This window comes from Streptomyces sp. NPDC029159 (assembly GCF_055564055.1).
In genome coordinates this window covers 318,220-344,608 of record NZ_JBVHWT010000007.1, presented here as the reverse complement: position 1 = coordinate 344,608, position 26,389 = coordinate 318,220, and the positions used below count along the sequence as shown (strand labels likewise).

Annotated in this window: 21 protein-coding genes; 17 read left to right on the top strand and 4 right to left on the bottom strand. The window is 73.7% G+C overall.

Going from position 1 to position 26,389, the window contains the following annotated elements; translation table 11 throughout:
- Positions 1-22 precede the first annotated feature (22 nt).
- From ACZ4U4_RS17260 to ACZ4U4_RS17250, 3 genes are all read right to left on the bottom strand, one after another.
- Positions 23-574 (bottom strand): YciI family protein, encoded by a 552-nt coding sequence (locus ACZ4U4_RS17260; RefSeq protein ID WP_467874562.1) that lies wholly within the window; start codon positions 572-574, stop codon positions 23-25.
- A 96-nt stretch (positions 575-670) separates the two neighbouring features.
- A complete protein-coding gene (locus ACZ4U4_RS17255; protein ID WP_467874560.1) occupies positions 671-2,302 on the bottom strand; it encodes a PucR family transcriptional regulator in 1,632 nt (543 codons plus the stop codon).
- A 58-nt stretch (positions 2,303-2,360) separates the two neighbouring features.
- Positions 2,361-3,410 (bottom strand): LacI family DNA-binding transcriptional regulator, encoded by a 1,050-nt coding sequence (locus tag ACZ4U4_RS17250; protein ID WP_467874558.1) that lies wholly within the window; start codon positions 3,408-3,410, stop codon positions 2,361-2,363.
- A gap of 146 nt (positions 3,411-3,556) precedes the next feature.
- On the opposite strand from ACZ4U4_RS17250, the gene ACZ4U4_RS17245 reads away from it, so the two are divergent.
- From ACZ4U4_RS17245 to ACZ4U4_RS17235, 3 genes are all read left to right on the top strand, one after another.
- Positions 3,557-4,489: a glycoside hydrolase family 16 protein gene (locus ACZ4U4_RS17245; RefSeq protein ID WP_467874555.1), complete on the top strand. Its 933-nt coding sequence runs from the start codon at positions 3,557-3,559 to the stop codon at positions 4,487-4,489.
- 10 nt (positions 4,490-4,499) lie between these two features.
- A complete protein-coding gene (locus ACZ4U4_RS17240; RefSeq protein WP_467874553.1) occupies positions 4,500-5,663 on the top strand; it encodes a beta-1,3-glucanase family protein in 1,164 nt (387 codons plus the stop codon).
- 115 nt (positions 5,664-5,778) lie between these two features.
- Positions 5,779-7,128 (top strand): MFS transporter, encoded by a 1,350-nt coding sequence (locus ACZ4U4_RS17235; protein WP_467874550.1) that lies wholly within the window; start codon positions 5,779-5,781, stop codon positions 7,126-7,128.
- A 68-nt stretch (positions 7,129-7,196) separates the two neighbouring features.
- Here ACZ4U4_RS17235 and ACZ4U4_RS17230 read toward each other — a convergent pair whose 3' ends face one another.
- Entirely contained in the window at positions 7,197-9,008 is a 1,812-nt protein-coding gene (locus ACZ4U4_RS17230) for a glycoside hydrolase family 15 protein (protein WP_467874609.1), read from the bottom strand.
- Between the two features lie 408 nt (positions 9,009-9,416).
- Here ACZ4U4_RS17230 and ACZ4U4_RS17225 point away from each other — a divergent pair, with 408 nt between their 5' ends.
- The 14 genes from ACZ4U4_RS17225 (at position 9,417) to der (ending at position 26,386) form a co-directional block, all read left to right on the top strand.
- Positions 9,417-11,111 (top strand): CTP synthase, encoded by a 1,695-nt coding sequence (locus ACZ4U4_RS17225; protein WP_467874548.1) that lies wholly within the window; start codon positions 9,417-9,419, stop codon positions 11,109-11,111.
- 93 nt (positions 11,112-11,204) lie between these two features.
- Complete coding sequence (locus tag ACZ4U4_RS17220) at positions 11,205-11,831, top strand: NUDIX domain-containing protein (RefSeq protein WP_467874546.1); 627 nt, start codon at positions 11,205-11,207, stop codon at positions 11,829-11,831.
- Between the two features lie 520 nt (positions 11,832-12,351).
- Complete coding sequence (locus ACZ4U4_RS17215) at positions 12,352-14,670, top strand: tetratricopeptide repeat protein (protein WP_467874543.1); 2,319 nt, start codon at positions 12,352-12,354, stop codon at positions 14,668-14,670.
- 166 nt (positions 14,671-14,836) lie between these two features.
- The gene (ald, locus tag ACZ4U4_RS17210) at positions 14,837-15,952 is read left to right on the top strand and encodes an alanine dehydrogenase (protein WP_467874607.1); all 1,116 of its coding nucleotides are present in this window, start codon (positions 14,837-14,839) and stop codon (positions 15,950-15,952) included.
- 501 nt (positions 15,953-16,453) lie between these two features.
- Entirely contained in the window at positions 16,454-17,470 is a 1,017-nt protein-coding gene (locus ACZ4U4_RS17205) for a ParA family protein (protein ID WP_030285155.1), read from the top strand.
- Positions 17,455-18,009: a hypothetical protein gene (locus ACZ4U4_RS17200; RefSeq protein ID WP_467874540.1), complete on the top strand. Its 555-nt coding sequence runs from the start codon at positions 17,455-17,457 to the stop codon at positions 18,007-18,009. The genes ACZ4U4_RS17205 and ACZ4U4_RS17200 overlap by 16 nt, the downstream gene beginning before the upstream one ends.
- A gap of 89 nt (positions 18,010-18,098) precedes the next feature.
- Positions 18,099-19,202, top strand: a complete 1,104-nt coding sequence (locus tag ACZ4U4_RS17195) for a segregation and condensation protein A (RefSeq protein WP_467874537.1) — start codon at positions 18,099-18,101, stop codon at positions 19,200-19,202.
- On the top strand, positions 19,199-19,879 hold the full coding sequence (gene scpB, locus ACZ4U4_RS17190; RefSeq protein ID WP_467874534.1) for an SMC-Scp complex subunit ScpB: 681 nt from the start codon (positions 19,199-19,201) through the stop codon (positions 19,877-19,879). The genes ACZ4U4_RS17195 and scpB overlap by 4 nt, the downstream gene beginning before the upstream one ends.
- The gene (locus ACZ4U4_RS17185; protein ID WP_030285149.1) at positions 19,879-20,976 is read left to right on the top strand and encodes a pseudouridine synthase; all 1,098 of its coding nucleotides are present in this window, start codon (positions 19,879-19,881) and stop codon (positions 20,974-20,976) included. Before scpB ends, ACZ4U4_RS17185 begins: the two co-directional genes overlap by 1 nt.
- A gap of 67 nt (positions 20,977-21,043) precedes the next feature.
- The gene (locus tag ACZ4U4_RS17180; RefSeq protein WP_467874532.1) at positions 21,044-22,048 is read left to right on the top strand and encodes an ADP-ribosylglycohydrolase family protein; all 1,005 of its coding nucleotides are present in this window, start codon (positions 21,044-21,046) and stop codon (positions 22,046-22,048) included.
- 224 nt (positions 22,049-22,272) lie between these two features.
- Positions 22,273-23,358, top strand: coding sequence for a prephenate dehydrogenase (locus tag ACZ4U4_RS17175; RefSeq protein WP_467874529.1), 1,086 nt, complete (start codon positions 22,273-22,275; stop codon positions 23,356-23,358).
- A gap of 98 nt (positions 23,359-23,456) precedes the next feature.
- Complete coding sequence (gene cmk, locus ACZ4U4_RS17170) at positions 23,457-24,179, top strand: (d)CMP kinase (RefSeq protein WP_467874527.1); 723 nt, start codon at positions 23,457-23,459, stop codon at positions 24,177-24,179.
- Complete coding sequence (locus tag ACZ4U4_RS17165) at positions 24,176-24,832, top strand: lysophospholipid acyltransferase family protein (protein WP_467874525.1); 657 nt, start codon at positions 24,176-24,178, stop codon at positions 24,830-24,832. The genes cmk and ACZ4U4_RS17165 overlap by 4 nt, the downstream gene beginning before the upstream one ends.
- A gap of 90 nt (positions 24,833-24,922) precedes the next feature.
- Positions 24,923-26,386: a ribosome biogenesis GTPase Der gene (gene der, locus ACZ4U4_RS17160; RefSeq protein WP_467874522.1), complete on the top strand. Its 1,464-nt coding sequence runs from the start codon at positions 24,923-24,925 to the stop codon at positions 26,384-26,386.
- Positions 26,387-26,389 lie beyond the last annotated feature (3 nt).

Genomic DNA, 26,389 nt, shown 5'->3' with positions numbered 1-26,389 from the left:
CGGGCTCCCCGGGGATTCCCGGCTACGACGGGCGCCCGCCGAACTGCCAGCGGTGCACCTCGATGTCGGCGTACCGCTCCCGGGTGAGGAGGGCGCGGGCCGCCTCCCGGTCCGGCGCCCGGACCAGCGCCGCGGTGCCCAGCCAGGCGGTGCCGTCGTCGGAGAGCAGCGGTCCGTAGGCGATCAGCTCGTCCCGGTCGCGGGGGAGTTCGAGGTCGGCGGGCCGCCCCACGCCGAGGCCGAGTACCAGGAAGCGGTCGCCGCCGGTCCGGCCGCCGGGGAACTCCCACATGGTGCGCCCCAGCGTGTTCCGCCACCGCCGCACCAGGACGTCCCGGTAGACCCCGGCCTGCTGCCCCGGCTCGTCGAAGGCGAACGCGCGGGCGGCGGCGGGATCGGGCAGGTCGAGGAGGTGCACGCTGCCGGTGGGCGTCTCGCCGTCGTCGGTGAGGGTCGGGCCCCGGGCGATCATCTCCTGCGCGTACCGGTCCATGTAGGACCAGTGCTCCTCCAGCAGTTCATGGCGGAGCGTCAGGGAATCGGGCCGGTCGCGGTGGTGGCAGAGGAACTCCATGCCCGAAGGATCCCCGCGGAAGGCCGCCGGGGCGAGCGGTTTCCCGGCGGCGGCCGGTGCACGCGCCCCGGCCCCACGAAGAGCGGGGAGACGCCCCTACGCTTTCTCCGCATGCCGCCGCGCCCGCAGCGCCAGCCGCAGGCCCAGCACCGTCTGCGGATCGTCCAGGTCGGTGCCGAGGAGATGGGCGATACGGGCCAGCCGGTCGTAGAGGGTCTGGCGGTTGACGTTGAGGGCGCGGGCCGTCTCCGCCTTGCGGCCGGCGCTCGCCAGATACGCCTCCAGCGTCGGCAGCAGCGGCTGGCGCGCCGCCCGGTCGTGGTGGAGCAGCGGGCCGATGGCGCGGGTCACGAAGTCCGCGAGGACCTCCTCCCCGCCGTGCTCCCGCAGCCGCCACAGCAGCAGTTCGATGTCGAGGCGGCGCGCGTCGTACCACGGCTGGTGCGGCAACCCCTGCGCGGCGGCCGCCGCCTGGGCCGCATGGCGCAGCCCGGGCCCGGCGGCCGCCCACTCGCCCGCCGCCCCGACCACCACCACCGGCCGCGCCGCCGCCGGACGGTCGAGACCGGCCCGCGCCACCCCGGTGTGCAGCGCCTGCGCCACCCGGTCGGCCAGCGCCTCCCGGGCCCGCCCCGCCCGCAGCGCCACCAGCAGCGGCACCCGCCCCTCCACCGGCCGTACGCCCAGCAGCACCGGTACGCCCAGCGCCGTCAGCTCCTCGCGCAGCGCCTGGGCGAGGACCGCCCAGCCGCCGTCCGACACCAGCCCCGACGGCAGCCGCATCACCACCGGCACCACCGGGTCGCCGCCCGGCCGGAACCCCAGCAGCCGCGCCTGGCCCGGCGCCTCGGCGGCGGAGACCCGGCCCTCGGCGAGATCGGCCAGGAAGTCGCCCCGGCCGCGCGCCGCCAGCACCTCCTCCTGGCGGGACTGGAGCATCACCACCGCCAGCAGATCGGCCGCCCGCGCGGCGGCGATCCGGTGCACCGGCGCCGCCGGGGAGTTGACCGGCAGCAGCACCAGCCGCGCCCGTACGGCGTCCGGCCCCGGCCCACCGCCCGGCACGTCGACGCGGACGCCGGTCTCCCGCAGCCCCTCCCAGGCCAGCAGCGGATCGGCGTCCGCGGGCCCGTCGCCGTCGCCCTGCGGGCCCGCCGCGTACAGCGGACTGCCGTCGGCCGACTCCAGACAGAGCGGATTGCCGGTGAAGTCGGCGAGCAGCCGCAGCACCTCCGGGGCCCCGCCACCGCGCAGCAGCGCGTCCGTACAGCGCCGGATGAGCGCGTCGGCGCGGCGCAGCAGCGTGTAGTGGCTGTTGACGATCTCGGTGTGGATCTCCTCGGTGACCGTGACGTACGGGACCTCGCGGTGCAGCTGGATCAGGGTCAGCCCGCACTCGCGGGCCGCGTCGACCAGCGCCGCGGGCAGCGTGGTGAACCGCGCGCCCAGCTCCACCACGAGCGCCGCGATCCGCCGGTCGGCGAGATCGCGGACGAAGGCGCGCAGCTCGGTGGGGCGGGCGCCGAGCCCCAGGCCCGTGGTGAGCAGCAGCTCGCCGCCCTTGAGCAGCGAGGCGATGTTCGGCACCTCCCCGGCGTGCACCCAGCGCACCGGGCCGTCCAGCCCGTCGGCGCCCGCCACCACCTCCGACAGACCGCGCCGCAGCGCGGGCAGCTCCAGCGCCCTGCGTACGGTGATCTCCGCTTCGATCGTCGTCTCCGGCCCCATGGCCTCGACGGTACCCGCAGCGCGTCGTCCCACGTCACAGCGGCCGCGGCGCCTCCCGTCAGCCCGACGAGGCGCGCACCACCAGTGTGGCCGGGGTGACGACCGCCGCCGGGCCCGCCCCACCGAGCTGCGCGCCTTCGTCCGCGATCTCCCGCAGCAGCATCCGCGCCATCAGCCGCCCCATCTCCGTCACGTCCTGCCGCACCGTGGTCAGCGGCGGCTCGGCCCAGGCGGCGGGCTCCAGATCGTCGTAGCCGACCACCGCCACGTCCTCGGGCACCCGCCGCCCCCGCTCCCGCAGGGTGCGCAGCGCGCCCGAGGCCATCAGGTCCGAGCAGGCGAACACCGCGTCCAGCTCCGGCGCCGCGTCCAGCAGCCGGGCCATCGCCGCCTCCCCGCCGTGCGCGGTGAACCTGCCGTCCGCGACCAGCCGGGGATCGTACGCCCCCGGCGCCAGCGCCTCGCGGTAGCCGGCCAGCCGGTCGGCGGCCGACGTCTGGTCGAGCGGCCCGGTGATCACGGCGATGGCGCGCCGCCCCCGCTCCCGCAGATGCCGTACGGCCTGCCGGGCGCCGTCGCGGTTGTCGGTGTCGACGTACCGCACCCCCGGATCGTCCGCGGCGCCCGCCCAGCCGGGCCGACCGCCGTAGACCACCGGGAGTCCGGCGCGCGCCGCCGCAGACGGCAGCGGATCGTCGTGGTGGAGCGAGAACAGCAGCGCGCCGTCGACGTGCCCGGCGGCCAGATACCGGCCGATCCGCGGCCAGTCCGCGCGGCTCTCCACCAACAGCAGCAGCAACTGGAGGTCCGCGGCGGCCAGTTCCCGGCCGATGCCGCGCAGCTGCCGCCCGAAGAACGGATCGCTGAACACCCGCTCCTCCGGTTCGCCGATGACCACCGCGACCGCGCCGGTGCGCCGGGTGACCAGGGAGCGGGCCGCGCTGTTGGGGACGTACCCCAGCTCGGCCACGGCCCGCGCCACCCGCTCCCGCACCGCGGGCCGCACCCCGGCGCCGCCGTTGACCACCCGCGAGACCGTCGCCCGCGAGACCCCGGCGCGCGCGGCGACCGCCTCCAGGGTGGGCCGCCGGACGTTCCGTTCCGTCATCGTCGTCCAACTCCTTTTTTCTTGGGGCGCCTTGACGTCGACTCATCGAGTCGGCAGGGTGCCCCCAACGACTGAGAGCGCTCTCAGACGCGCCTCTGGAAGACTCCTCCCGAACCCCCCACCGTGTCGAGGAGAAGGACATGATCATGGAACTCAGGACGCAGGCGGTGGCGATCGCCTGCGCCCTGGCGACGGCGGCGCCCTGGTGGGCGGCCCCGCACACCACCCCGGACAAGGCGGCCGCCCCCGCCTTCCAGGAGGTCTGGCGCACCGACTTCGACGGCGCCGCCGGCTCCCGCCCCTCCGCCGACGACTGGATCACCGACACCGGCACCGGCTACCCCGGCGGCCCCGCCCACTGGGGCACCGGCGAGGTGCAGAACTACACCGACGCCCCCGAGAACCTCCAGCTCGACGGCGCCGGACACCTCAAGATCACCGCACTGAAGAAGGACGGCGGCTGGACCTCCGGCCGGATCGAGACCCGGCGGACCGACTTCGCCGCACCCGAGGGCGGTGCGATGCGCGTCGAGGCGCGCGTCAAGCTGCCGGACATCACCGGTGACAAGGCCCTCGGCTACTGGCCCGCCTTCTGGACGCTCGGCGCCGACTTCCGCGGCAACTACACCAACTGGCCCGGCATCGGCGAGTTCGACATCCTGGAGAACGTCAACGGCGCCGACACCCTCTGGGGCACCCTGCACTGCGGCGTCAGCCCCGGCGGCCCCTGCAACGAGACGGAGGGCAAGGGGAGTTCCCGCCCCTGCCCCGGCTGCCGGGACGGCTTCCACACCTACGCCCTCGAACTCGACCGCACCGACCCCGCCCACGAGAAACTGACCTGGTACCTCGACGGCGCCGCCTACCACACCGTCGCCGCCTCCGAGATGGACGCCGACACCTGGGCCCGCGCCACCCACCACGGCCACTTCCTGCTGCTCAACCTCGCGATGGGCGGTGGCTTCCCGGACGGCGTCGCCGGCCGCGCCACCCCCACCGACACCACGGAACCCGGCGCCTCCCTGCTGGTCGACAACGTTGCCATCTCCGTCGCACGGCCCACCTCCCACACCCCGTAAGGAGTCACCCGTGATCAGCCGCCGTACCCTGCTCGGCTCCCTCGCCGCCACCACCGCCGGGCTCGCCCTCGCACCCCGGGCGTCCGCCCTGCCCGCGCCCCTGCTCGGGAACGCCGCCGCCGGGATGCCGCTGCACCTCGTCAACCACACCGGCGCGTACGACAACGCCTCGATCCGCGTCTACATCGTCGGCAACGACGGCAACCGGCAGGTCCGTGTCACCCCCGACGGCCAACTGGCGCCCGTCGCCCTCGCCGACAACGGCCCGGACGGCTTCACCGACTACGGCATCCCGCTCGCCGGCAGCGGCACCACCACGCTGAACCTGCCGCAGATGTCCGGCCGGATCTACGTCGCGCTCGGCGACCCGCTGAAGTTCAAGGCGGTCGAGGACGGCAACGGCAACGCGGCGCTCGCCTACCCGGCCGGCTGGGTCGAGGGCGACCCCAACTACCCGGTGCTGCACGACTGCGCCGAATTCACCTACAACTCCGGCGGCATGTACTGCAACACCACCATGGTCGACATGTTCAGCGTGCCGCTGGAGATCAAGCTCAACGGCGCCAAGGAGCAGACCACCGGCACCCTCAAGGACGGCGCCCGCGCCAAGGTCTTCGCCGACGTCAAGGCGGCCGACGGCTTCGGGAAGCTGGTCGTCGACGACAAGCGGGTCATCGCCCCCGGCCACGGCCTGGACAGCGGCCTGTTCGCCACCGACTATTTCGCCCCCGCCATCGACGAGGCGTGGTCCACGTACGAGAAGAAGGACCTCAAGGTCACCACCAACGCCGGGACCTTCACCGGCCGGGTCTCCGGCGGCAAGCTCGCCTTCACCGGCCCCGGCAGCGTCTCCTTCGACAAGCCCTCCACCCGCGACGTCCTCTTCTGCGACGGCGCCCTCGCCGCCCCCAACGACGGCACCCTCGGCCCGGTCGCCGCGATCCTCGGCGCCGCCCTCAACCGCTCCATCCTCACCACCGCCGACGCCCAGCCCGGCACCGACCCGGCCACCTTCTACCAGCAGCAGCTCACCCACCACTACGCCAAGGCCATGCACGAGGCCACCCGCGACGGCAAGGCGTACGGCTTCGCCTTCGACGACGTCGCCGGGTTCGCCTCGTACATCGAGGACGGCGCCCCGAAGGAGATCACCCTGACCCTCACCGCCTTCTGACGGCCCGACGGCGGCCGCCCCGGCACCGGGCGGCCGCCGCACGCTCCGGCCGCCCGCCCGGTCCTGGCCGGAATTGGGTAGGGCCGCGCCGCACCCGGCTCGTACGCTGTGCCGCATGTCAGGTACCGCACACACGTCCGACGGCCCGGCCGACCGCACCCTCGGTGGCCCGCCGCCACCCGGCCCGGACCGTACGGCCGTCGCCACCGCCCAGCGGCGTACCGTCCGGGTCCTGATGTCGGCCCAGGTCGTGGCCGGCATCGGCATCGGCTCGACGCTCTCGGCGGGGGCGCTGCTGATCGGGCGGCTCAGCGGCTCGGAGGCGCTCGCCGGGCTCGCCACCACCTCCGCCACGCTCGGCGCCGCCCTCCTCGGCATCCCGCTCGCCGCGCTCTCCCGCTCCCGGGGGCGCCGCATCGGCCTGGGCACCGGCTGGCTGATCGCCGCCGTCGGCGCGCTGACCGTGCTCCTCGGCGCCCGCCTCGGCCGCCCCGAACCGGTCCTCCTCGGCACCCTCCTGCTCGGCGCAGGCACCGCCACCAACCTCCAGTCCCGGTACGCCGCCACCGACCTCGCCGACGACGGCAACCGCGCCCGCTCCCTCTCCCTCGTCGTCTGGTCGACCACCGTCGGCAGTGTCATCGGCCCCAACCTCACCGGCCCGGGCGAGCCCGTCGCCCGCGCGCTGGGCCTGCCCGAGGAGGCGGGGACGTTCCTCTTCTCCACCGTCGCCTTCCTCGGCGGCTGGGCCCTCAACCACTTCCTGCTCCGCCCCGACCCGCTCCACCTCGCCGCCACCCTGAGCCGCGCCGGGGCCGACGGGATACCCGAGGCGGCCGCGCCCGCCCCGGACGCGCCCGCCGCCCCGCGCTTCACCGCCCGCTTCGCCGAGGCGCTCCGCGTGGTCCGCGCCGTGCCCGCCGCCCGCCTCGGCCTGGTCACCGTCGTCCTGGGCCACGCCGTCATGGTCTCCGTGATGACGATGACCCCGATCCACCTCGCCCACCACGGCGCCGGTCTCAGCGTCGTCGGCTTCAGCGTCAGCCTGCACATCGCGGGGATGTACGCGCTGTCGCCGCTGGTCGGGCGGCTCGCCGACCGCCTCGGCCGGATCCCGGTGATCCTGCTGGGCCAGGCGCTCTACCTGCTCACCGCCGCCGTCGCCGGGCTCGCCGGAGCCAGTCACACCGCCGCCGTCGGCGCCCTGTTCACCCTCGGCCTGGGCTGGTCCTTCGTCACCATCGGCGGATCCACCCTGCTCACCGAGGCGCTGCCGGCCGCACAGCGCTCCGAGATCCAGGGCCTCGCCGACACCCTGATGAACCTCGCGGGCGCGGCCGGCGGCGCCGTCGCCGGCGGCCTCGTCGCCCTCATCGGCTACGGCGGTCTCAACGGCGTCGCCGCCCTCCTCACCCTGCCCGTCCTCGCCCTCGCCCTGGCACCCGGCACCCGCGCCAGGCCCTGACCGCCGGCGCACGGCGAAGGGGCCGCCCCACCCGGGGCGGCCCCTTCCGTACGTCTGTGACCTGCGGCTCAGCCGCCGCCGTACGCGCCGCTCGCCGTCAGCCGCAGCGCGGTGTCGATCAGCGGGACATGGCTGAACGCCTGCGGGAAGTTCCCCACCTGCCGCTGGTTGGCGGAGTCCCACTCCTCGGCCAGCAGCCCCAGGTCGTTGCGGAGCGCGAGCAGCCGCTCGAAGAGCGCCCGCGCCTCCTCCACCCGCCCGATCATCGCCAGATCGTCCGCCATCCAGAACGAACAGGCCAGGAACGCGCCCTCGTCGCCCTCCAGCCCGTCGACGCCCGCCTCGTCACCGGAGGTCGGGTAGCGCAGGATGAAGCCGTCCTCGGTGGACAGCTCCCGCTGGATCGCCTCGATCGTGCCGATCACCCGCTTGTCGTCCGGCGGCAGGAAGCCCATCTGCGGGATCAGCAGCAGCGAGGCGTCCAGCTCCTGGGAGCCGTAGGACTGCGTGAAGGTGTTGCGCTCCTTGTCGTACCCCTTCTCGCAGACGTCCCGGTGGATCCGCTCGCGCAGCTCCTTCCAGCGCTCCAGCGGCCCCTCGGCGTCGCCCGCCTCGATCAGCTTGATCGTGCGGTCCACCGCGACCCACGTCATGACCTTGGAGTGGACGAAGTGGCGGCGCGGCCCGCGGACCTCCCAGATGCCCTCGTCCGGCTCGCTCCAGTGCTTCTCCACCCAGTCGATCAGCTTCAGCTGGAGCAGCGAGGCGTAGTCGTTCCGGGCCAGCCCCGTCATGTGCGCCAGGTGCAGCGCCTCGATGACCTCGCCGTAGACGTCGAGCTGGACCTGGCCCGCGGCGCCGTTGCCGACCCGCACCGGCCGGGAGTTCTCGTACCCCGGCAGCCAGCTCAGCTCGTTCTCGCCCAGCTCCCGCTCACCGGCGATGCCGTACATGATCTGGAGGTTCTCCGGGTCGCCCGCGACCGCCCGCAGCAGCCACTCGCGCCAGGCCCGCGCCTCCTCGCGGTAGCCGGTGCGCAGCAGCGAGGAGAGGGTGATGGCGGCGTCGCGCAGCCAGGTGAAGCGGTAGTCCCAGTTGCGGGAGCCGCCGAGGTCCTCCGGCAGCGAGGTGGTCGGCGCGGCCACGATCCCGCCGGTCGGCGCGTACGTCAGCGCCTTCAGGGTGATCAGCGACCGGACCACCGCGTCCCGGTAGGGCCCGTGGTACGTGCAGTGCTCGACCCACTCGCGCCAGAAATCCTCGGTGGCGACGAGCGCGTTCTCCGGCTCGGCCAGCGCCGGGGGCTGGTGGTGCGAGGGCTGCCAGCTGATCGTGAAGGCGATCCGCTCGCCCGGCGCGACGGTGAAGTCGGAGTAGGTGGTCAGCTCCTCGCCGTACGTCTGCGCCGTGGTGTCCAGCCACACCGAGTCGGGACCGGCCACCGCGACCGTCCGCCCGTCGACCTTGTGCACCCACGGCACCACCCAGCCGTACGCGAACCGCATCCGCAGCTCGGAGCGGACCGGGACGGTGCCGCTGACGCCCTCGACGATGCGGATCAGCTGCGGCGCGCCGTCGCGCGGCGGCATGAAGTCGATCACCCGGACGGTGCCCTGCGGGGTGTCCCACTCCGACTCCAGCACCAGCGAGTCGCCGCGGTAGCGCCGCCGGTCGGCGGGGAGCGGGCGGGTGCCCTCGGAGTGGGCGGGGCCCATCCGCCAGAAGCCGTGTTCCTCGGTGCCCAACAGCCCGGCGAAGACCGCCGGGGAGTCGAATCGCGGCAGGCAGAGCCAGTCCACCATGCCGTCCCTGCACACGAGAGCGGCGGTTTGCATATCGCCGATGAGTGCGTAGTCCTCGATGCGCCCGGCCACGTGCATCTCCTGTCGAACTGGAGTCACGCCCCCTCGGGACGTGGTAGCTGTCCGTCCTGCCCATGAAACGTTGTCGAGCAGCGGGACCGGAAATCGGGCGGGGGTGGTGCCTCACCGGACGGCTCGTAACGAGTGTCCGAGCAGGATACGACGGCCCACGGGCCCCCGCGCGACGCCCATGGAGGGGCGTGTCACTCGTTCGGGTGACGTGGGGCGGAGCGGCCGCGGCGGACGCCGACGGGCGCGACCATCCCCGGTCGCTGATAGCCTGGTATCCCGTGGACCGGTGGGCCCCACAAATGTCACGGCAGATGTCACGGCACCCCCGAGCCGCAGCGAAGGCACCCCTCGTACCCCGGGGACGGCGCCGCATCGCACCTCTCCACTCGCGACCACGGGAGCCCCCTCTTGGCCATGCCGCCCTCTGCTTCTCGACAGAACGCAGCCACGACGACCAAGCACATCTTCGTCACCGGGGGCGTCGCCTCCTCGCTCGGCAAGGGCCTCACGGCCTCCAGCCTCGGCGCGCTCCTCAAGGCGCGGGGTCTGCGGGTCACCATGCAGAAGCTCGACCCGTACCTGAACGTCGACCCCGGCACGATGAATCCGTTCCAGCACGGTGAGGTCTTCGTCACCAACGACGGAGCCGAGACCGACCTGGACATCGGCCACTACGAGCGCTTCCTCGACGTCGACCTCGACGGCAGCGCCAACGTCACCACCGGCCAGGTCTACTCCACCGTGATCGCCAAGGAGCGCCGCGGCGAGTACCTGGGCGACACCGTGCAGGTCATCCCGCACATCACCAACGAGATCAAGCACCGCATCCGCCGGATGGCGACCGACGACGTCGACGTCGTCATCACCGAGGTCGGCGGCACGGTCGGCGACATCGAGTCGCTGCCGTTCCTGGAGACCGTCCGTCAGGTCCGCCACGAGGTCGGCCGGGACAACGTCTTCGTCGTGCACATCTCGCTGCTGCCCTACATCGGCCCGTCCGGTGAGCTGAAGACCAAGCCGACCCAGCACTCCGTCGCGGCCCTGCGCAACATCGGCATCCAGCCCGACGCGATCGTGCTCCGCGCCGACCGCGAGGTCCCCACCGCCATCAAGCGCAAGATCTCGCTGATGTGTGACGTGGACGACCAGGCCGTGGTCGCCGCGATCGACGCCCCGTCGATCTACGACATCCCCAAGGTGCTGCACGCCGAGGGCCTGGACGCCTACGTCGTCCGCAAGCTGGACCTGCCGTTCCGCGACGTCGACTGGACCCAGTGGGCGGACCTGCTGGAGCGCGTCCACAACCCCGACCACGAGGTCAAGGTCGCGCTGGTCGGCAAGTACATCGACCTGCCGGACGCCTACCTCTCGGTCACCGAGGCGCTGCGCGCGGGCGGCTTCGCCAACAAGACCCGCGTGAAGATCAAGTGGGTCACCTCCGACGACTGCACGACCCCGGCCGGCGCCGCCGAACAGCTCGGCGACTGCGACGCGGTCTGCATCCCCGGCGGCTTCGGCGACCGCGGCGTGGACGGCAAGGTCGGCGCGATCACCTACGCCCGGGAGCACAAGCTGCCGCTGCTCGGCCTCTGCCTGGGCCTGCAGTGCGTGGTCATCGAGGCGGCCCGCAACCTCGCCGGTATCGAGGGCGCCAACTCCACCGAGTTCGACCCGGCCGCCGCCCACCCGGTGATCTCCACGATGGCCGAGCAGATGGACATCGTCGCCGGTGAGGGCGACATGGGCGGCACGATGCGGCTCGGTATGTACCCGGCGAAGCTCGCCGAGGGCTCGATCGTCCGCGAGACCTACGACGACCAGCCGTACGTCGAGGAGCGCCACCGCCACCGCTACGAGGTCAACAACGCCTACCGCGGTGAGCTGGAGAAGAAGGCCGGTCTGCTCTTCTCCGGCACCTCCCCGGACAACAAGCTCGTCGAGTACGTCGAGTACCCGCGCGAGGTGCACCCCTACCTCGTCGCCACCCAGGCCCACCCGGAGCTGCGCTCCCGCCCGACCCGCCCGCACCCGCTCTTCGCGGGTCTGGTGAAGGCAGCTGTTGCGCAGCAGCAGCAGCAGGCGGAGCCGAAGAAGGGCGCCGGTAAGTAAGCGGTACCCGGCCGCTACCGTGGACCGGGGCAGGGATCTCGTACGAGGTCGCTGCCCCGGTTTCTGCGTTGACCAGGACAATCAGGAGGACGTATGGCGATCGAGGACACCCCCGAGGAGTGGACGGTCACCGCTACCGCGACGCCGTTCACCGGGAACAAGACGAGCGTGCGGACCGACGACGTCGTCATGCCGGACGGCTCCACGGCCCGCCGTGACTACCAGGTCCACCCCGGTTCGGTGGCCGTCCTCGCCCTCGACGACGACGGCCGGGTCCTGGTCCTGCGCCAGTACCGCCACCCCGTGCGCCACAAGCTGTGGGAGATCCCCGCCGGACTGCTGGACGTCCCCGGCGAGAACCCGCTGCACGCCGCCCAGCGCGAGTTGTACGAGGAGGCGCACGTCAAGGCCGACGACTGGCGGGTGCTGACCGACGTCTACACCACGCCGGGCGGCTGCGACGAGGCCGTCCGGATCTTCCTGGCGCGCGGTCTCGCCGAGGCGGAGGGCGAGCGGTTCGCGGTCTCCGAGGAGGAGACCGACATGGAGCTGGCGCGGGTCCCGGTCGACGAGCTGGTGCGCGGGGTGCTCGCCGGGGAGCTGCACAACAACTGTCTGGTCGTCGGCGTGCTGTCGCTCGTCGCGGCGCAGCAGGGGGCGGGCCTGGAGTCGCTGCGCCCGGCCGACGCGCCCTGGCCGGCGCGCCCCTTCGGCGCCTGATCCACCGCCGGCCCGCCGCCGGTCCACCGTGCCGCCACGCCGTCCCGGTCGGATGATCCGCTGATCCGGCGGAGTGACCCGAACGCCAAGACCCGCGCGGGGCGCGGGGCATGACGGGGCGTGAACTACGCTCGGCAACGTTCCCGTACGCGATCGGCGGCGGGCTCGTATGCGCAGGTGGACGGGAGAGTGGCCCGTGACGGACCAGGCGGTGGGCACAGGGCACCTCCCCCCGGAGGCGGCGGGATGCGCCGCACCGGCGGGGAGCGGACGGGTGCCGGTTGACGGCGAGGACGCGGTGGCCGGCCGGCCGTCATCGACCGTGCCCGCGATGCCGGAGGCGCCGCCGGCCGGGGCGGCGGCGGAGGGGACCGAACCTTTCGAGGTACCGGGCGCCGCGGGACCGGGGGAGGAGGCGGAGCCCGCCACACCACCGGCTTCCGGGCCCCCGGCCTCCGTCGTGCCACCGGCTTCCGGGCCTCCGACCCCCGGTACCTCGGCCTCTGCGCCGCCTGCCTCCATGCCTTCCGTCTCCGTGCCTTCCGTCTCCGTGCCCGCCGCCTGCGGTCCGCCGGACGAGGCGCTTCCGGCCGCCGGGGACGCGCCCTCCGTTTCACCGGTCACCGCTCCTGCGCCCGCCGTGCCGGAGACCTCCGCCCCCGTGTCCTCGTCGCAGTCATCCGCCCCCGCACCCCCGGCCGAGGCATCGTCGTACTCCGGGCCCTCCGACGCGTACCCCGGACGCTCCGGGGCACCGGCCGCCGCCCCCTCCGTCCCCCGTCCCGGCATCCCCCCGCGCCCCACCGTTCCGCCGCCGGTCGCCCCGCCCCGGCCCGCCGCCCACGCGCTGCCGGCCCGCGGTCTGCTGGGCCGGTCCCGCGAGCTGAAGGCGCTCCGGGCCGACATCGAGCGGGCCGGTCTCGACACCCTCTCCGGCCGGAAGAGCCCCCGCAGCCGGGTGCTGCTCATCGCCGGGCGGCCCGGCTGCGGCCGTACCGCGCTCGCCGAGGAGCTGCTGCGGACGCTCTCCGGCACCTATCCGGACGGGGTGTTCCGGGCCCGGCTGTCCGGGCCGGACGGTGCGCCCGTCCCCACCGGCGACGTCGCCCGCGGGCTGCTCACCGCGCTCGGCGCCGCCGTCCCGGCCGGCTCGGACGACGACGAACCGGCCGAGGCGCTCCGCGCGGAGCTGGCCGCCCGCCGTGCGGTCCTCCTCCTCGACGACGCACCCGGCGCCGACCACGTCGAACCGCTGCTGCCCGATGCGCCGGACTGCCTGGTCGTCGTGGTCTCCGAGGGCCCGCTCACCGGTATCCCCGACGTCCGGCCGTGCACCCTGGGCGGGCTGGACGGCGCCGCCGCGGTCGCGCTGCTGGCCCGGTTCGCCGGACCGGTGCGGATCACCGTCGACCCGCGGTCGGCCGACTCCGTCATCGAGGAGTGCGGCGGGCAGCCCGCCGCGCTGGTGCTGGCCGGCGGCTGGCTCGCCGCCCGCCCCAAGGCCTCCGTCTCGGATCTGCGTACGGCGCTGCGCGCGGTGGAGATCCCGGCCGAACTCCCCGTCGGGGAGCGCCCGTTGTACCGCGCCTTCCACCTCGCCCACGACGGACTGCCGCCGTCCACGGCCCGGACGCTGCGGCTCCTCACCCTCGCCCCGCCCGGTCTCGTCGACGCGCACACCACGTCCGCGCTGGCCGGTTGCACGGTGGAGACCGCCAAGGAGACCCTCGCCGATCTGGCCGCGCTGGGACTGCTGCACCAGGAGACGGAGCCGGACGACGGTCCGGCCTCCCCGGGCACCGCCACCGGTCCCCGCCACCGGCTCCCCGGCTGCCTCGCCGCCCGCGCCGCCGAGCTGTTGCGGACGCACGAGCGCCCGGCCGAGATCCAGTTGGCCCGCGCGCGGATGCTGGAGCGCACCGTCCGGCTGCTCCAGTCCTGCCGGGGGAGCGGCGAGCCGCCCGGGTCACCGGCGTGGGAGCGGGCCGAGGCGCTGCCGTTCGCGCTGCGCTTCCCCTCGCGCGCGGCGGCCGCCGCCTGGCTGCGCCGCCGCCGCGCCGCCCTGCTGGACGCGGCCCGCCTCGCGGTGTCCGACGGTGAACTCGACACCCTGGACCGGCGGTTGATCGCCACCCTGGTCCGCGCACTGATGGCGCACGAGGGCCCGGAGGCGGCCGCCGGTGACCTCTACGCCCTGCACGAGTTGGTCCTGGAGGTCGCCGAACGCCGGGGCCTGGGGCGGGAGAAGGCGGCGGCGCTGCTCAACCTCGCCGATCTGGACGGCGGCGCCGGGCGGACCGGGGCGGCGCTCGCCCGGTACCGCGGCGCCCTGGAGGCGGCCCGTTCGGCGGGCGACGCGGTGGCGACCGGCCGTGCTCTGGAGTCGCTCGGCGGTACGTACAGCGAGCTGGGGGACTGGCAGCGCGCCGCCGACTGGTACGGCCGGGCGCTGGAGCTGCGGCTGAGCCGGGGCGAGAGCGCGGACGCGGCGCGGCTGCACGGCCGGATCGGCGGGGCGCACGGCCGGGCCGGGCGCTGGCCGGAGGCGCTCAAGGAGTGGCGGGCGGCGGCCCGCACCTCCCGCAGGCTCGGCGATCTTGCAGGTCAGGCGCGTGCGACCGCTGAAGCGGCACATGTCCAGGAGCGTGCCGGACGGCCCGAGGAGGCGCTGCGGACCGCTCTGGAGGCCCTGCACACCGCACGCGGCGCGGACGACGCGGTGCTGGAGGCGGGGCTGCAGCTACGGATTGCGGACCTCCTCGACGGGCTCGGCGACCCGGCGGCGGCACGGCTGCACCGTGCCGCAGGGGAACAACTCCTCCAAGATCACCCCAAGTGACCTACGAAATCGGTGGTGGTCATCGAAACAATTAATGCTTTGCAAGGCTAGACAAGAGAGGATCCTTCAATAGACTGGGTTCGCCGCGTCGCTCGCGGTCAGTTCCGTCATGTGTCACATGAGGGATAATTCTCCTGTAAGCACTCATTCAAGGACCGTGATCGACGTGAAGGTCGGCATCCCCCGCGAGGTCAAGAACAACGAGTTCCGGGTGGCGATCACGCCCGCCGGTGTCAACGAGCTGGTCCGCAACGGCCACCAGGTCGTCATCGAGAAGGACGCCGGCGTCGGCTCCTCCATCCCCGACGAGGAGTACGTGGCCGCGGGCGCGACCATCCTCGACACCGCCGACGAGGTCTGGGCCACCGCCGACCTGCTCCTGAAGGTCAAGGAGCCGATTGCGGAGGAGTACCACCGCCTCCGCAAGGACCAGACCCTCTTCACGTACCTGCACCTCGCGGCCTCCCGTGAGTGCACCGACGCGCTGCTGGAGTCCGGCACCACCGCCATCGCCTACGAGACCGTCGAGACCGCGACCCGCGCGCTGCCGCTGCTCGCCCCGATGTCCGAGGTCGCGGGCCGGATCGCCCCGCAGGTCGGCGCCTACCACCTGATGCGCCAGGCCGGCGGCCGCGGTGTGCTGCCCGGCGGTGTCCCCGGTGTCCAGGCGGGCAAGGCGGTCGTCATCGGCGGCGGCGTCTCCGGCTGGAACGCCGTGCAGATCGCCGTGGGCCTCGGCTTCCACGTCACCCTGCTCGACAAGGACATCAACAAGCTCCGCGAGGCGGACCGGATCTTCGGCACCAAGGTGCAGACGATCGTCTCCAACGCCTTCGAGCTGGAGAAGGCCGTCATCGAGGCCGACCTCGTCGTCGGCGCGGTCCTGATCCCCGGCGCCAAGGCCCCCAAGCTCGTCACCAACGAGCTGGTCGCCAAGATGAAGCCCGGAAGTGTCCTTGTCGACATCGCGATCGACCAGGGCGGCTGCTTCGAGGACTCGCACCCCACCACGCACGCCGACCCGACCTTCCAGGTCCACAACTCGGTGTTCTACTGCGTCGCCAACATGCCCGGCGCGGTGCCCAACACCTCCACCTACGCGCTGACCAACGCGACCCTGCCGTACATCGTCTCGCTCGCCAACAACGGCTGGGTCGAGGCGCTGCGCCGGGACGCCGCGCTGGCCAAGGGCCTCAACACCCATGACGGCAAGGTCGTCTACCGCGAGGTCGCCGAGGCCCACGGCCTGGACTCCGTGGAGCTGGGCGACCTGCTGGGCTGAGCGTCAACTCCGCGCGCGTGCGCGGCAGAACCGGCCGGGTCCCGTCGACGGGACCCGGCCGGTCGCGTGTGGGAGGACACGCCCGTACCACGCCCTCGGTGCGGCCTCGGCGCGGGGGCGCGCAACTCGCGTCGTACGTAACCCTTGAGGTGATTCGCGTCCCCCCGAAGCCTCATGTGCGCGCGGCTTGCACCCTTGACATGGGCGGGTTTCTTATCCGTCACATCGCGCCGGGTCGGGTGGATTGTGTTGCTGCGGACGCCCGACACGCCATAGAGTCGCCAACCGTCGGCATGGTGTCACGCTGACCTATCGATAAGTTTCCTGGTTCCATCCAAGGAGGTACGACGACTTGTGAATGAGTCGACAATTACTCCCGGAGGGGCTCAGCCAGGAGCAGTTGCGCGGGGCCAGGCCCCCTCGGGGCACGAGGCTGTCGGCTCCGTAGCGGTCCACACCTCCGCAGCCCGCCCGAGCACGACCTCGACAGCCCACCAGAGCATGGACGGCCATTACGTGAACGCCACGGCCGGCGACCGGGGCAGTGGAGATCCCACCCGTCTCGCCGACTACGAAGACCTGCCCCAGGGGCATTTCTACGATCCGGACGCGGAGTACGAGCCGGACCCCGAGTACGCGGCCACGCTCGCGCCGGACGCTGCCCGCCAGCGCCGCGAGCGCGTCGGCCCGACCGGCCGTCCGCTGCCGTACTTCCCGATCCCGGGACCGCTGTCGGAGCACGGCCCCGCCAAGATCATCGCGATGTGCAACCAGAAGGGCGGGGTCGGCAAGACCACCTCGACCATCAACCTGGGCGCGGCACTCGCCGAATACGGGCGCCGGGTGCTGCTCGTCGACTTCGACCCGCAGGGCGCCCTGTCGGTCGGCCTCGGCGTCAACCCCATGGAGCTCGACCTGACGGTCTACAACCTGCTCATGGAGCGGGGCATGTCGGCCGACGAGGTGCTGCTCAAGACGGCGGTCCCCAACATGGACCTGCTGCCCAGCAACATCGACCTCTCCGCCGCCGAGGTGCAGCTGGTCAGCGAGGTGGCCCGCGAGTCGACGCTGCAGCGCGCGCTCAAGCCGCTGATGAACGACTACGACTACATCGTCATCGACTGCCAGCCCTCGCTCGGTCTGCTCACCGTCAACGCGCTGACGGCGGCTCACAAGGTCATCGTGCCGCTGGAGTGCGAGTTCTTCGCGCTGCGCGGTGTCGCGCTGCTCACCGAGACGATCGAGAAGGTCCAGGAGCGGCTCAACCCCGACCTGGAGCTGGACGGCATCCTCGCGACGATGTACGACTCCCGCACCGTGCACAGCCGTGAGGTACTGGCACGCGTCGTGGAGGCGTTCGACGAGCACGTCTACCACACCGTCATCGGCCGTACGGTCCGCTTCCCCGAGACGACCGTCGCGGGCGAGCCGATCACCACGTACGCCTCCAACTCCGTGGGGGCCGCCGCCTATCGTCAGCTCGCCAGGGAGGTGCTCGCCCGGTGTCACGCCGAGTGAGTCTGCCGGGCGCCGACGAGTTGTTCCGCACCACCGGGGGCACGGGCCTGCAGTCCTCACCGCCCCGCCGCACGGGCGAATCCGGCGACGAGGCGGCCCGGGTGCCGTCTCCCGGCGGTGAGCTGGAGGTGGCGCCCGCCGGTGCGGCGGACGCCACCGCGGCGCGTACCGCATCCGCCGAGCACGGCGGGCGCGGCGCGGACCAGGAGACCGCGGGCGGGCACCGCCGGCCGGAGAACCGCGGAGTGCCGGAGGCGGCGGCCGCGGCCGGGCAGCAGGGCGGCGCCGCCCGCCGCCGCGGGGGCCGGGGCGCCAACCGCCGCCCCAGCGGCCGCGAGCGCCACGACGAGAAGATCACCGTCTATGTCTCCGCCGAGGAGCTGATGGACCTCGAACACGCCCGGCTGGTGCTGCGCGGCGAGCACGGGCTCGCCGTCGACCGCGGCCGGATCGTCCGCGAGGCGGTCGCCGTCGTCCTCGCCGACCTGGAGTCCCGCGGCGACGCCAGCATCCTGGTACGGCGGCTGCGCGGCAGGTAGCCGCCCCGGGCCCCGATAGCCTGCCTACGCGGGCCGCTGCCCGCGCGCCAGCCCGCCCGCGCGCGGGGCCCGCAGCACCCTGGACCACGATGCCGACGACCCAGCACGACACCGCCTCTTCGCGGCCCCCGCGCCGTACCCTCGGCCGGGGGCCGGAGGACGGCACCGCGGAACCGGACGGCGCCGCAGCGGATCCGGGCGGCGCCCCGGCGGCCGAGGAGACACCCGCGGCCGGAGCGCCGGAGCCCGCCACGTCCGAGGAGACGCCGGAGCCCGGCGCACCAGGGCCTGGCGAGGAGCCCCCTGGGCCCGCCGACGGGGCCACACAGTCCGCGGACGCCCCCGCCGACGGCCGTTTCACCGTCCGGCTGGACAACTTCGAGGGCCCCTTCGACCTCCTCCTCCAGCTGATCTCCAAGCACAAGATGGACGTCACCGAGGTCGCGCTCTCGCAGGTCACCGACGAGTTCATGGCGCACATCCGGGCCATGGGCGCGGACTGGGACCTCGACCAGACCACCGAGTTCCTGGTCGTCGCGGCCACCTTGCTGGACCTCAAGGCCGCCCGGCTGCTGCCGGTCGCCGCCGTCGAGGACGAGGCGGATCTGGCGCTGCTTGAGGCCCGTGACCTGCTCTTCGCCCGGCTGCTGCAGTACCGCGCGTACAAGCGGATCGCGGACATCTTCGGCGACCGGCTGGCGGACGAGGCGCGCCGCCACCCCCGCACCGTCGGCCTGGAGCCCGAGCACGCCGAGCTGCTGCCGGAGGTGGTGCTGGGCATCGGCCCCGAGGGGTTCGCCCGGCTCGCCGTCAAGGCGATGCAGCCGAAGGCCCGGCCGCAGGTCTACGTCGACCACATCCACGCACCGCTGGTCAGCGTCGCCGAACAGGCCGAGGTGGTGGCGGCGCTGCTGCGGGAGGCGGGGGTGCGCACCTTCGCCGAGCTGGTGGCCGACGCCCCCGACACCCTCACCGTCGTGGCGCGCTTCCTGGCCCTCCTGGAGCTGTACCGGGAGCGGGCGGTGGCCCTGGACCAGCCGGAGGCCCTGGGCACCCTCACGGTCCGCTGGACGGGCCCCGAGGACGCGACACCGCAGGTCACCGACGGATACGAAGGACGGCCCGAGCCCGCCGAGGCGGCGGCGGGCCCGATGGACGACGCGACCGACGAGACCGAGGGAGAACAGGCGTGAGCGGGGCCGGCGAGGCGTACGACGTCACGGAGCAGGGCGGGCCCGCGCGGTCCGGGGAGCCGGCCGGGGCGCCCGGCACGGCGGAGCTGGAGCTGAAGCCCGCGCTGGAGGCCGTCCTCATGGTCGTCGACGCCCCGGCGACCGAGGAGCACCTGGCCCGGGTGGTGCAGCGGCCCCGCCGCGCGGTCGCGCTGGCGCTGCGCGAGCTGGCCGACGAGTACACCCGCCAGGGCCGCGGCTTCGACCTGCGGCTGGTCGCCGGTGGCTGGCGGTTCTACGCCCGCGCCGCCTACGCCGACGCCGTGGAGGGCTTCGTCCTGGACGGGCAGACGGCCCGGCTGACCCAGGCCGCGTTGGAGACCTTGGCCGTGGTCGCGTACCGTCAGCCGGTCAGCCGTTCCCGGGTCTCCGCCGTACGCGGGGTCAACTGTGACGGCGTGATGCGCACCCTCCTGCAGCGCGGGCTGGTGGAGGAGGCGGGGACGGAACCCGAAACAGGTGCGATCCTGTACAGGACGACGACGTACTTTCTGGAGCGGTTGGGCCTGCGTGGCCTGGACGAGCTCCCGGAGCTCGCACCGTTCCTCCCGGAGGCGGAGGCGGTCGAGCGCGACTCCCCGGAAGGTATCCCGTCGTTCGAAGTGGACGACAGCGGCGACTCTCAGACGGATCATTGATGCGAAGCAGCGGCAGGAACAGCACGGGCAGCGGCGGCGGTAGGGGCAACTACCGTGGCGCCGGGAACAAGCGCGACGAGAAGCAGCAGCGCGCGGGTCGGCCCCGTCCCGAAGAGCGCCGCTACGACGTGGGCGAGTCCGGCGACGGCCGCGGATCCGCCCCGAAGAGCGGCGGCGCCCGGGGTGCCGCGGCCCGCGGTGGCGCCAAGGGCGGCCCCCGCACCGGCGCGAAGCAGGGCGGACCCAAGGGCGGCCCGCAGCGCGGCCGGGGCCAGGCGCCGTCGCGCCCCCGCGAGCTGGACGCCAAGATCGAGGAGCGCAACCGCGCCCGCCACAACAAGCCGCAGGTCAAGACCCCGAAGACGTTCGGCGAGCAGGAGGGCGAGCGGCTGCAGAAGGTGCTGGCCCGCGCCGGTATGGGCTCGCGGCGCGCCTGTGAGGAGCTGATCGAGCAGGCACGGGTCGAGGTCAACGGCGAGATCGTCCTGGAGCAGGGCGTCCGCGTGGACCCGGAGAAGGACGAGATCAAGGTCGACGGCCTGACCGTCGCCACCCAGTCGTACCTCTTCTTCGCGCTGAACAAGCCCGCCGGGGTCGTCTCCACGATGGAGGACCCGGACGGCCGCCAGTGCCTCGGCGACTACGTCACCAACCGGGAGACGCGGCTCTTCCACGTCGGGCGGCTGGACACCGAGACCGAGGGCATCATCCTGCTCACCAACCACGGCGAGCTGGCCCACCGTCTGACGCACCCGCGCTACGGCGTCCAGAAGACCTACCTCGCCGCGATCCAGGGCCCGCTGCCGCGCGAGATCGGCCGGATGCTCAAGGACGGCATCCAGCTGGAGGACGGCTACGCCCGCGCGGACCACTTCCGCGTCGTGCAGCAGACCGGCAAGAACTACCTCGTCGAGGTCACCCTGCACGAGGGCCGTAAGCACATCGTGCGGCGGATGCTGGCCGAGGCGGGCTTCCCCGTCGACAAGCTGGTGCGCACCGCGTTCGGTCCGATCGCGCTGGGCGACCAGAAGTCCGGCTGGCTGCGCCGCCTGACCAACACCGAGGTCGGCATGTTGATGCGCGAGGTCGACCTGTAACCGGCACCCCTTGCCCGTAGTGATCACCACCCCTTATTGTCACTGTGACGATTAAGGGGTGGTTTTCATGGGGTCCGCAGCGACCGGCGCACTGATGGGGCTCGCACTGGGGGACGCGCTCGGTTATCCGACCGAGTTCCAGGGCGTACCGGAGATCCTGGCCGAGCACGGCGACTGGCGCCGCCTCCCGCTGCCGGAGCCGGCCCTCATCACCGACGACACCCAGATGACGCTGGCCCTGGGCCGGGCGCTGGAGCTCGCGCGCCCCGCCGGGCCGCTCACCGCCCGGACCCTGGAGCCCCCGGCCCGCGCCGAGTACATCGCCTGGTGGCGCTCCCCGGAGAACAACCGCGCCCCCGGCACCACCTGCCTCACCGCCTGCGCCCGGCTCGCCGAACCGGCCACGCACTGGACCGAGGCCGCGCCGATGCGCTCCAAGGGGTGCGGCGCCAACATGCGGGTCGCGCCCGTCGGCCTCGTACCGGGCCTCACGGTGGCGCAGCGCTCCGGCGCCGCGCAGTTCCAGGGCGCCCTCACCCACGGCCACCCCACCGCGCTGGCCGCCTCCGACCTCACCGCGTACGCCGTACGCGTCCTCGCCGACGGCGCGCACCCGCGCGAGCTGACCGCCCTGCTGCGCGGGTACGCCCACGCCTCCCGCACCGTCTACCGGGAGGAGTGGCTCGGCGACCTGTGGCGCCGCTCCGGGGACGCCGGGTCGCAGGCGTACGCCGCCCGTGGCTGGGACGACTGCCTGGGCGTCCTGGACCGGCTGGACGCCGCGCTGCGCGCCCCGGACCGCGAGGCCGACCCCTGCGAGGCCACCGGCGCCGGATGGATCGCCGAGGAGGCGCTCGCCACCGCCCTGTACTGCTTCCTGCTCTTCCCCGACGAGCCGGTCACCGCGCTGCGCCGGGCCGCCGTCAGCTCCGGTGACTCCGACTCCCTCGCCTGCCTCGCCGGAGCGTTCGCCGGGGCCCGCCTCGGCGCCGGCGCCTGGCCCCGGGAGTGGACCGACCGCATCGAGCACCGCGCCGTCCTGCTGGCCCTGGGATCCGCCTGGGACGCCTGACCTGTCGGCCGTCGGCCCGCCGCCCGCCGTCCGGTGGGCGGTCGCCGGGTACGGCTGTCGGTGGTGCTGGCTACGCTTGATCGTGTGCGTGCGGGGTGTGCGCACAGGGAGCAGGACGTGCGCGTACGAGCGGCCGGTGGGGCCGTCGACAGCGGCTTCGCCGGGGCCGGTGGCGCGCATGGGTAGCCCGGCGCCGTCGCGGCGCCGCGAAAGGACATCGCCCAGTGAGATCCGCACTCGTCATCGGCACGGGCCTGATCGGCACCTCCGTCGCGCTCGCCCTCCAGGCCCGCGGCGTGCAGGTGTACCTGGAGGACCACGACCCGACGCAGGCCCGCACGGCCGCGGCGCTCGGCGCGGGCACCGACGCGCAGCCGCCGGGCCCGGTCGACCTCGCGGTCGTCGCGGTCCCGCCCGCCCACGTCGCGGAGACCCTCGCCGGGGTGCTCGGCCGCGGTGCCGCCCGCGCCTGCATAGACGTCGCCAGCGTCAAGGGCGGCCCGCGCCGGCAGCTCCAGGAGCTGGGCTGCGACCTCTCCGCCTACCTCGGCACGCACCCGATGGCCGGCCGGGAGCGCTCCGGTCCGCTGGCGGCCACCGCCGACCTCTTCGAGGGGCGGCCCTGGGTGCTGACCCCGTCCCCGGACGGCGACACCGAGGTGCTCAACCTCGCGCTGGAGCTGGTCGCGCTCTGCCGCGCCGTCCCGGTGGTCATGGACGCCGACGCCCACGACCGCGCCGTCGCCCTCGTCTCGCACACCCCGCAGCTGATCTCCAGCCTCGTCGCCGCCCGCCTCAGGGACGCCGACGAGACCGCGGTGCGCCTGTGCGGCCAGGGGATCCGGGACGTCACCCGCATCGCCGCCTCCGACCCGGCGATGTGGCTCGACATCCTCTCCGCCAACCCCGGCCCGGTCGCCGACATCCTCGCCGAGGTCGCCGCCGACCTGGACGGCACCGTCCGGGCGCTGCGCGTCCTGGAGTCCGCGGACGAGCGGAAGCGGGCCGACGGCGCGGCGGACATCGGGGACGTGCTGCGCCGCGGCAACGCCGGGCGCGAGCGGGTCCCGGGCAAGCACGGCTCCGCCCCCGCCGCGTACGAGGTCGTCGCCGTCCACATCGGCGACCAGCCCGGTGAGCTGGCCCGGATCTTCGCCGACGCGGGCCGCGCCGGGGTCAACATCGAGGACGTCCGCATCGAGCACGCCACCGGTCAGCAGGCCGGTTTCATCCAGCTCACGGTGGAGCCGGGCGCGGTGCCGCAGCTCACCGCGGAGCTGAAGGAACGGGGCTGGTCGATCCGCCGCTGACACCGTGGACCACGGGCCGCAAGGGAGCCAGTAACCTTGACGGAGGCCATTCGGCCCGTGGACCCCCGCCCCGTGTAACCAGAAAGGTGTTCACCACCGTGGAAACCGCCGCCCGGACCGCCCCGGCTGCAGTGATTGTCGCCATCGACGGCCCCGCTGGCACGGGCAAGTCCAGCACGTCCAAGGCCGTCGCCGCCAAGCTCGGCCTCGGCTACCTCGACACCGGCGCCCAGTACCGTGCGATCACCTGGTGGATGCTGAACAACGGCATCGACGTGAACGACGCCACCGCCGTCGCGGAGGCCAGCGGCAAGCCCGCCATCGTCTCCGGCACCGACCCGGCCGCCCCGACCATCGCTGTCGACGGCCTCGACGCGGCCGGCCCGATCCGCACCCAGGAGGTCACCTCCGCGGTCAGCGCCGTCAGCGCCGTGCCCGAGGTGCGTACCCGGATCACCGAGCTGCAGCGCACCATCGCCGCCGAGGCGCCGCGCGGCATCGTCGTCGAGGGCCGCGACATCGGCATCACGGTGCTGCCCGACGCCGACCTCAAGGTCTTCCTCACCGCCTCCGCCGAGGCGCGCGCCGCCCGCCGCAGCGGTGAGCTGAAGGGCAAGGAGGCCAGCGACCTGGCCGCCACCCGCGAGGCCCTGATCAAGCGCGACGCCGCCGACTCCTCCCGTAAGACCTCCCCGCTGGCCAAGGCCGACGACGCCGTCGAGGTGGACACCACAGAGCTGACGCTGGAGCAGGTCATCGAGTGCGTCGTCACCCTCATCGAGGGCGCGAGCGCCGCGAAGGCGGGGCGGGACGCCCGGTGACCACCAGCGACGTGGCCCCGAGCGAGTCGGGTGCCGCGGTCGGCCGGCGGATCGGCATCGGCCTGATGTACGGCCTGTGGCGGCCGCGGGTGCTGGGCGCCTGGCGGGTGCCGTCGGCCGGCCCGGTGATCCTCGCGGTCAACCACGCGCACGGCCTCGACGGTCCGATGCTGATGGGCACGGCGCCCCGGCCGGTGCACTTCCTGATCAAGAAGGAAGCGTTCGTCGGCCCGCTGGACCCGTTCCTGCGGGGCATCGGCCAGCTGAAGGTGGACCGCGCCTCCACCGACCGCAAGGCGATCACCGACGCCCTCGCGGTGCTGGAGCACGGCGGCGTGCTGGGCATCTTCCCGGAGGGCACCCGGGGCGAGGGCGACTTCGCCTCGCTGCGGGCCGGTCTCGCGTACTTCGCGGTGCGCTCCGGCGCGCCGGTCGTCCCGGTGGCGGTGCTCGGCTCCGCCGACCGCAAGAGCCGCCTCACCCCGGCGGTGCCGCCGCTCCGCTCCCGCGTCGACGTCGTCTTCGGCGACGCCTTCGAGGCGGGGGACGGCTCGGGGCGGCGCACCCGCAAGGCGCTGGACGAGGCGACCGTGCGGATCCAGGGCCGGCTCACCGCCCACCTGGAAAACGCCAGGCGCCTGACCGGGCGCTGACCGACACTTGAGCGGCGGACCGACGCGGTCCGCCGATGACGAAGCCACGCGGCCGACGCCGCACAGTGAGCAGGACGAGGAACGGACTTCATGAACGACCAGATCGACACCGGCGACGAGCACGGTGCGCTTGGCGATGCCGAGTACGCGGAGTTCATGGAGCTCGCCGCGCAGGAGGGCTTCGACCCCGAGGAGGTCGGCGGGGACATCGCGGCGGCCGGGCACGGCCCGCTGCCCGTCCTGGCCGTCGTCGGCCGCCCCAACGTCGGCAAGTCGACGCTGGTGAACCGCATCATCGGCCGCCGTGAGGCGGTCGTCGAGGACCGCCCCGGCGTCACCCGCGACCGCGTCACCTACGAGGCCGACTGGAACGGCCGCCGCTTCAAGGTCGTCGACACCGGCGGCTGGGAGCAGGACGTCCTCGGCATCGACGCCTCCGTCGCGATGCAGGCCGAGTTCGCCATCGAGGCGGCCGACGCGGTCATCTTCGTCGTCGACTCCAAGGTCGGCGCGACCGACACCGACGAGGCCGTCGTCAAGCTGCTGCGCCGCTCCGGCAAGCCCGTGGTGCTCGTCGCCAACAAGGTCGACGGCCCCTCCGGCGAGGCCGACGCCGCGATGCTCTGGTCGCTGGGCCTCGGCGAGCCGCACCCCGTCTCCGCGCTGCACGGCCGCGGCACCGGCGACATGCTGGACGCCGCCCTCGACGCGCTGCCCGAGGCGCCCGCGCAGACCTTCGGCACCGCCCTCGGCGGCCCCCGCCGCATCGCCCTGATCGGCCGCCCCAACGTCGGCAAGTCCTCGCTGCTCAACAAGGTCGCGGGCGAGGAGCGCGTGGTCGTCAACGAGCTGGCCGGCACCACCCGCGACCCGGTCGACGAGCTGATCGAGCTGGGTGGCACCACCTGGAAGTTCGTCGACACCGCCGGTATCCGCCGCCGGGTCCACCTCCAGGAGGGCGCCGACTACTACGCCTCGCTGCGCACCGCCGCCGCCGTCGAGAAGGCCGAGGTCGCCGTCGTCCTGATCGACGCCGCCGAGTCGATCAGCGTGCAGGACCAGCGGATCGTCACCATGGCCGTGGAGGCCGGGCGCGCCCTGGTCATCGCGTACAACAAGTGGGACACCCTCGACGAGGAGCGCCGCTTCTACCTGGAGCGGGAGATCGAGCGGGATCTCGTGCAGGTGCCCTGGGCGATGCGGGTGAACGTCTCCGCGCGCACCGGCCGCCACATGGAGAAGCTGGTCCCGGCGATCGAGACGGCCCTCGCCGGCTGGGAGACCCGGATCCCCACCGGCCGGCTGAACGCCTTCCTCGGTGAGATCGTGGCCGCCCACCCGCACCCGATCCGCGGCGGCAAGCAGCCCCGCATCCTCTTCGGTACGCAGGCGGGCACGAAGCCCCCGCGGTTCGTGCTCTTCGCCTCCGGCTTCCTGGAGGCGGGCTACCGCCGCTTCGTCGAGCGCCGGCTGCGCGAGGAGTTCGGCTTCGAGGGCACCCCGATCCACATCTCCGTCCGGGTGCGCGAGAAGCGCGGCCAGAAGAAGAAGTGACGG

Excerpts from the sequence above, each read along its gene's own strand:
- ACZ4U4_RS17260 (WP_467874562.1), bottom strand. The coding sequence starts at position 574 with ATGGAGTTCCTCTGCCACCACCGCGACCGGCCCGATTCCCTGACGCTC.
- ACZ4U4_RS17255 (WP_467874560.1), bottom strand. The coding sequence starts at position 2,302 with ATGGGGCCGGAGACGACGATCGAAGCGGAGATCACCGTACGCAGGGCG.
- ACZ4U4_RS17250 (WP_467874558.1), bottom strand. The coding sequence starts at position 3,410 with ATGACGGAACGGAACGTCCGGCGGCCCACCCTGGAGGCGGTCGCCGCG.
- ACZ4U4_RS17245 (WP_467874555.1), top strand. The coding sequence starts at position 3,557 with ATGGAACTCAGGACGCAGGCGGTGGCGATCGCCTGCGCCCTGGCGACG.
- ACZ4U4_RS17235 (WP_467874550.1), top strand. The coding sequence starts at position 5,779 with ATGTCAGGTACCGCACACACGTCCGACGGCCCGGCCGACCGCACCCTC.
- ACZ4U4_RS17230 (WP_467874609.1), bottom strand. The coding sequence starts at position 9,008 with ATGCACGTGGCCGGGCGCATCGAGGACTACGCACTCATCGGCGATATG.
- ACZ4U4_RS17225 (WP_467874548.1), top strand. The coding sequence starts at position 9,417 with ATGCCGCCCTCTGCTTCTCGACAGAACGCAGCCACGACGACCAAGCAC.
- ACZ4U4_RS17220 (WP_467874546.1), top strand. The coding sequence starts at position 11,205 with ATGGCGATCGAGGACACCCCCGAGGAGTGGACGGTCACCGCTACCGCG.
- ACZ4U4_RS17215 (WP_467874543.1), top strand. The coding sequence starts at position 12,352 with ATGCCTTCCGTCTCCGTGCCTTCCGTCTCCGTGCCCGCCGCCTGCGGT.
- ACZ4U4_RS17205 (WP_030285155.1), top strand. The coding sequence starts at position 16,454 with ATGGACGGCCATTACGTGAACGCCACGGCCGGCGACCGGGGCAGTGGA.
- ACZ4U4_RS17195 (WP_467874537.1), top strand. The coding sequence starts at position 18,099 with ATGCCGACGACCCAGCACGACACCGCCTCTTCGCGGCCCCCGCGCCGT.
- ACZ4U4_RS17185 (WP_030285149.1), top strand. The coding sequence starts at position 19,879 with ATGCGAAGCAGCGGCAGGAACAGCACGGGCAGCGGCGGCGGTAGGGGC.
- ACZ4U4_RS17180 (WP_467874532.1), top strand. The coding sequence starts at position 21,044 with ATGGGGTCCGCAGCGACCGGCGCACTGATGGGGCTCGCACTGGGGGAC.
- der (WP_467874522.1), top strand. The coding sequence starts at position 24,923 with ATGAACGACCAGATCGACACCGGCGACGAGCACGGTGCGCTTGGCGAT.